The organism is Corallococcus sp. 4LFB, from assembly GCF_046520365.1.
GTDB classification, from domain to species: Bacteria; Myxococcota; Myxococcia; order Myxococcales; family Myxococcaceae; genus Corallococcus; species Corallococcus caeni.
The window spans coordinates 1-6,292 of record NZ_JBKGHJ010000477.1 but is presented as its reverse complement, the minus strand read 5'-3'; the positions used below and the strand labels follow the sequence as shown (position 1 = coordinate 6,292).

Sequence of the window (6,292 nt, the reverse complement as noted above, 5' to 3'; positions counted from 1 at the left end):
CGGCCAGCAGCGCCAGCGCCGCCAGGTTGAACACCATCACCAGCAGGTCGGGCTCCAGCGTGGCTTCGTACAGCAGCACCGGCACCGTCACCGCCAGCAGCCCCGCCGCCAGCAGCCCCGCCGCGCGCGACACCATCCGGGCGCCCAGCACGTACACGGCCCACAGCCCCACCGCGCCCGCGAGGCTCTGCAGGACGCGCAGGGGCCCGGGCGCGAGCACCACGTTGAGCAGCAGGTAGAGCGGGCTGAAGTCCGCGCCCTGCTCCGGGGACAGCGTCCCCTGGGTCAGCATGCGGGCGCTGTCCGGATACTTCCCGAACATCCACGCCGGCAGCAGGGTCAGCCCCAGGACGACGTGAAGCAGGCACAGGAGCCCGAGCATCCCCGGAACGAACCAGGGGCGGGACGCGAGGGACGGCGCGGACGGAGCATTCACGAGCGGCCCCATCCTACAGGCCCGCGGGCCCCTGTCCCCCTGACAGACAAAGGCCGGCCCCGCGTCGAAGCGGGACCGGCCTTCCTTCACGACCTGGCGTTGAGACTCAGGTGCGGCTCAGGCGCTCACTCGACCGGACGCACCTGGACCTGCATCACGGTGTCGTTCTTGTTCGTCGACAGCACCTCGATGATGGTGCCCGTCTTCGGGACCTTCACGCCGCCGTACGGCTGCGTGGCGTACCAGAACTCGTTCGTGTCGTTGAACACCGGCACCGCGGGCTGCGAGGGGTACTCGTTGCGCGGGAAGCCGTTGGGCTTGATGGACAGCGGGAAGCTGGGCTCCAGGCCGAACGTCGCGTCGTGCGTCTGCACGCGGCCGGACCAGTAGCGGCCGTCGCTGCGCTGCAGGGGCTGCGGGCGCGAGTCGATGGGCAGGATGCGGCCCGCACCGGGGTGCTGGGACACGTTGTTGTTCGACTGGGAGGTGTCCCAGTACGTGACGAGCAGGCCGGGGTTGTACGCGTAGCGCTCCGCCCAGTCGTAGTAGCCGTCCGCGCTGAAGCCGTAGTTGTACGGGCCCGTGGCCAGCGTCTCGTCGTAGCCGCGGAACTGGCGCCACTCGGCCAGGTAGTAGTGGTCGTAGAGGGTGTTGGTGCCGTCCGTCACGAAGAACGTCGACTTGTCCCACCACTTGTGGCCCCACTCGCCGTCGTCACCGAAGACGTAGGAGTTCTTCGCGAACAGCTGCACGAAGTCCACCAGGAAGCCCTTGCCGAACTCCGCCGCGTCCGTCTTGTAGCGGATCTTCAGCGTGACCTTCTTGCCCGCGTAGGCGGACAGGTCGAACGACAGCGGCATCCAGCCGTTGGAGGTGCCGGTGATGCCGTTGCCCAGGTTGTTGCCCCACGGGTTCGTGTCGCGGCTGACCGGGCTGGGCAGGTTGACGAACGGGCCACCGTCCACGGAGAGCGCGACGTAGGCGTAGTCCCAGTCCTCCTCGATGTCGAACCACGTCTGGAAGGAGAAGGTGATGGGCGTCTTGTTCGGCAGCTTGACCGTCTTCTCCAGCACGCGGTCCAGGTTGTTGCCCTGGCCGCCCTGCCACATGCCCTGACCCTCGAACGGCGCGGTCGTGGGCTGCACGACGGGCTTGCCGGGCAGCTTCACCAGCAGCGCCTGCTTCGCGTTCCGCGACGTGAACTCCGCGGGGCCCAGCCGGTGGTACGAGTACAGGCCCGCCGACGTGGTGGCGTAGTCCAGCCAGCCCAGCTGCAGCTTGTCCCAGGCGAAGAAGTCACCCGGACGGCTGCCGATGTCCGTGGTGCCGTCGTTCAGGTACGAGCCGGACGACATGATGGTCCAGAAGCCCGTCCCGTTGTCCGCCGCGTTCGTCGTGTCGTAGTGGTCCGGCAGGCCCAGGTCGTGGCCGAACTCGTGCGCGAACACGCCCAGTCCGCCGTTCTCCGGCTGGATGGTGTAGTCGCCCACCCACTTGTCCACGTTCGTCCCGAAGCGCGTGCCGCCGTTCTGGTTGAACGCGGGGCCGATGCCGTCCGCGCTCCCGCCCGTGCTGTACGCGAACCAGCGGTGGCTCCACACGGCGTTGGGGCCCTGCGCGCCGCCGCCGACTTCCTCGCCCATGCCGGCGTGGACGATCTGGAAGTGGTCGATGTAGCCGTCCGGCTCGTCGAAGTTGCCGTCACCGTCGTAGTCGTACCGGTCCCACGTGTCGAACGTGTCCAGGTACGCCTTGATCTCCGCGGGCGTCTTGCCGGCGGCGGCCTGGGCGTTGGTCCACGCCTTGATGGCGTCGCTGATCAGCGGCCACACGGAGTTGGAGCAGCTGGAGCTGCCGCACAGGTTGTTGCCGTAGCGGGCGGCGTTGTACGGCACCTTCACCCACTCGGACACCGTGCCGGACACGGTGTAGCGGCCGGACGACGCGGCCTTGTAGTAGTTCGCCACCGAGTTCGCGCCCGGCGTCGTGTCGAAGTAGAGCTTCTCGAAGTGCGCGCGGTCGTAGTCCGGCTGCCAGATGGTGGTGTTGTCCACCGCCCGGTCCGGGGCCGGAATCTCGTTGTGCAGCGGGCCCGGGAGGTCGCCGCCCGGGTTGGTGGCGGGGTTGCCGTACACCGGGTGGACCTGCGTGCCGTACTCCACCAGGATGACGAAGATGCGGTCCGTGCGCTCCAGCTCCAGCTCCACGAACTTGCCGTTCGCCAGCTTCTGCACCTTGCCGGGCTGACCGCGACCCTCCAGCCGCTCCTTCAGCGCCTGCGCCTTCAGCGCCTTCTGCTGCTCACCCAGACGGTGGGGCAGGTCATCCGTGACGTCCTGAACGACGGACTTGCGCAGCGACGCGGACGGCGCGGCGACGTCAGGTTGCGGCTTCTCATACCAGGCACGCTCCGCGTACGCGGACGGCGCCGCGAGCGCGAGCAGGCCCAGGGCCAGCCAAGACGGGTTCTTCCGCATTGCCACTCCTTCAGGGTCAGGTCAGACATCCCGGCAGGGTCCGGGGCGCCCACTTTCTAATGGAAGCCATGTCCTGAAGGGAAGACGGGGAGGTTAAATTTTTCCTGCAAGGACGGAGAAAGTCATCCGTTCGCTGGAGGTCTAAAATTCGAGATTGGGTAGGGGAGGGCCAGGGGCGAAGGACTACGGTGCCGGTCCGATATGGCGCGTTCACGTCCCGTGGATCCCCCGCTGCGGCGGGATGTCCGGCTCTTGGGCCGGCTGTTGGGCGAGGTGTTGGTGGAGCAGGAGGGACAGGCCCTGTTCGACAAGGAGGAGGAGGTCCGCCACCTGGCCATCCAGCGCCGGCGCGGGCCGGTGGCCGGACGGCGCGCCGCGGCGGCGGAGCTGGCGGCGGTGTTGCACCGGCTGCCGTCGGAGCAGGTGGAGCCGGTGCTGCGCGCCTTCTCCGTCTACTTCCAGCTGGTGAACCTGGCGGAGCAGCACCACCGCATCCGCCGCGCCCGGGCCCACGCGAGCCCCACCGCCGCCCGGCCCCAGAAAGGGTCGCTGGAGGCGACGCTGCTGACGCTGAAGGCCGCGGGCGTGAGCGCCGACAAGGTGCGTGAGACGCTGGGGACGCTGAAGGTGACGCTGACGTTCACCGCGCACCCGACCCAGGCGGTCCGCCGGACGCTGCTGGAGAAGCTCTACCGGCTGGCGCGGCTGTTGGAGGAGCGCGACCGGTGCGCGCTCACCCCGCGCGAGTCGGCCGCGAACCTCGCGGCGATGCGCGAGGAGATCACCGCGCTCTGGCAGACGGACGAGCTGCGCCGCGAGCGCCCCACCGTGGGCGACGAGGTGAAGAACGTCCACTGGTACGTGGAGGAGATGCTGTCGGAGCCGGTGGCGCGGCTGCCGGAGGCGCTGGACTGGGCCTTCGAGCGCGCCTACGGCGAGCCCCTGGGCGTGCTGGACACGCCCGTGCGCGTGCACTCGTGGGTGGGCGGCGACATGGACGGCAACCCGCTGGTGACGCCGGAGGTGTTCGCGGACACGCTGCGCGCGCACCGCGCCCGGGGGCTGCGGCTGCTCCTGCGCGACGTGGAGCAACTGGGCGGCATGCTGTCGCAGTCGGAGCGGCACGCGCGCCCCACCCAGGAGCTGGAGCGCTCGCTGGAGGAGGACGCGAAGGCGCTGCCGGACGTGGCGAAGCAGCAGGGCCCGCGCACGCTGGGCGAGCCGTGGCGCCGCAAGCTGCGCTTCATGGAGGAGCGCCTGTCGCTGGCGCTGGCGCACGTGCTGGCGCGGCGGCGGGGGCAGGACTCCACGCTGCCGCCCGGGGCCTACCGCTCCCCGGAGGCGCTGGGGGAGGACCTGGCGGTGCTGGACGACATCGACCGCATCTCGCGCGGCGAGGAGGCCAGCCTGGACACGGAGAAGGTGAAGCCCGCGCGCATGGTCGCGAGCCTCATCCGCCTGCTCATCCGCAAGGGGCTCATCCAGGAGGCGGAGTTCCTGGAGGAGCTGGCCCAGAAGTGACCGGCGTCGCGCCGTCCCCCGGGGCCCTGCTCGACGCCCCGGCCCCGCTGCTGGACGTGCGGGGGCTCGTCACCCAGCTGGCGCTCCCGCGCGGCACCGTGCGCGCGGTGGACGGCGTGTCCCTCACCGTCCCTCCCGGCGGCACGCTGGGGGTGGTGGGGGAGAGCGGCTGCGGCAAGAGCCTCACGGCGCTGTCGGTGATGCGGCTCGTCCCCCAGCCACCCGGCCGCGTGGTGGGCGGCGAGGTGCGCTTCCGGGGGGAGGACCTGCTGGCCCTGCCGGAGAAGCAGATGCGCCGCGTGCGCGGCCGGCACGTGGCCATGGTCTTCCAGGAGCCCATGACGTCGCTCAACCCGGTGTTCACCGTGGGCGAGCAGATTGGCGAAGGCGTCCGGCTGCACCTGGGCGCGACGCGGGCGCAGGCGCGTGAGCGCGCGGTGGAGATGCTCCGGCAGGTGGGCATCCCGGCGCCCGGCGAGCGCGTGGACGCGTACCCGCACCAGCTCTCCGGGGGCATGCGCCAGCGCGTGATGATCGCCATGGCGCTCGCGTGCGACCCGGCGCTGCTCATCGCGGACGAGCCCACCACCGCGCTGGACGTCACCATCCAGGCGCAGATCCTCGAGCTGCTCAAGCGCCTCCAGGCCGAGCGCCGCATGGCGGTGATGCTCATCACCCACGACCTGGGCGTGGTGGCCGGAAGCTGTGACGCGGTGGTGGTGATGTACGCGGGCCGCGTCGTGGAGCAGGCCCCGGTGCGCGAGCTGTTCGCCCGGCCCGCGCACCCGTACACCGCGGGCCTGCTGCGCTCCATCCCGTCGCTGCACGACGCGGGCGCGGTGGTGGAGGGCGGACGCCAGCGCTTGAAGGCATCCCCGGCATGGTGCCTTCGCTGGGCGCGCTGCCGTCCGGGTGCGCGTTCCGCGACCGCTGCGAGCCGCACCACCGAGCTGTGCGCCCGCGTCACGCCCGTGCTGGAGCCCAAGCGCGGAGGCCAGTCCGCCGCCTGCCACCACCCCGTGCCCGCGCCATGAGCGAACCCCTGGTCCAGGTGCGCGACCTGAAGGTGCACTTCCCGGTGAAGGGCGGCCTGCTGGGGCGCACGCGCGGCACGGTGCGCGCGGTGGACGGCGTGTCCTTCGACGTCGCCCGGGGCGAGACGCTGGGCCTGGTGGGGGAGAGCGGCTGCGGCAAGAGCACCCTGGGGCGCGCGGTGCTGCGCCTCATCGACCCGACCGCCGGCTCCATCCGCGTGGCCGGGCGCGAGCTGACCGGCCTGTCGCAGCGCGAGCTGCGCCCCCTGCGCCGGCAGATGCAGCTCGTCTTCCAGGACCCGTACGCGTCGCTCAACCCGCGCATGACGGTGGGGGACATCCTCGCGGAGCCCTTCGCCATCCATGGCCTCGCGAAGGGCCGGGCGCGCGAGGACGAGGTGCTGGCGCTGCTCGACGCCATGGGGCTGCCCCGCGAGGCGCGGCACCGCTACCCGCACGAGTTCTCCGGCGGCCAGCGTCAGCGCATCGGCATTGCACGTGCCATCGCGTTGCGTCCGGACCTGGTGGTGGCGGACGAGCCCATCAGCGCGCTGGACGTCTCCATCCAGGCGCAGATCGTCAACCTGCTGGTGGACCTGCAGCGCGAGCGCGGGCTCACCTACGTCTTCATCGCGCACGACCTCAAGATCGTGGAGTACGTGTCCACGCGCGTGGCGGTGATGTACCTGGGCCGCATCGTGGAGGTCGCGCCGTCGCGGGCGCTGTACGCCGGGCCTCGCCACCCGTACACGCAGGCCCTGCTGTCCGCGGTGCCGGTGCCGGATCCGGAGCGCCCCCGCGCGCGGCTGCTCCTGCCGGGAGAG

The 6,292-nt window shown here is 71.1% G+C and carries 4 protein-coding genes and 1 pseudogene; 3 read left to right on the top strand and 2 right to left on the bottom strand.

Annotated features, from left to right (window positions below; genetic code table 11):
* On the bottom strand, nt 1–436 hold a 436-nt coding region (locus ACLEQD_RS34520), incomplete at its 3' end, for a hypothetical protein (RefSeq protein WP_410389939.1).
* Between the two features lie 125 nt (nt 437–561).
* On the bottom strand, nt 562–2,913 hold the full coding sequence (locus ACLEQD_RS34515) for an immune inhibitor A domain-containing protein (RefSeq protein WP_410389937.1): 2,352 nt from the start codon (nt 2,911–2,913) through the stop codon (nt 562–564).
* 219 nt (nt 2,914–3,132) lie between these two features.
* Between ACLEQD_RS34515 and ACLEQD_RS34510 the strand changes: the two genes are divergently transcribed.
* From ACLEQD_RS34510 to ACLEQD_RS34500, 3 genes and pseudogenes are all read left to right on the top strand, one after another.
* Complete coding sequence (locus tag ACLEQD_RS34510) at nt 3,133–4,434, top strand: phosphoenolpyruvate carboxylase (RefSeq protein ID WP_410389935.1); 1,302 nt, start codon at nt 3,133–3,135, stop codon at nt 4,432–4,434.
* Nucleotides 4,431–5,387, top strand: a pseudogene (locus tag ACLEQD_RS34505) (ABC transporter ATP-binding protein); the annotation flags it as partial. The gene ACLEQD_RS34510 and the pseudogene ACLEQD_RS34505, both read left to right, overlap by 4 nt.
* A partial coding sequence (locus ACLEQD_RS34500; RefSeq protein WP_410389933.1) for an ATP-binding cassette domain-containing protein occupies nt 5,315–6,292 on the top strand: 978 nt, incomplete at its 3' end. The pseudogene ACLEQD_RS34505 and the gene ACLEQD_RS34500, both read left to right, overlap by 73 nt.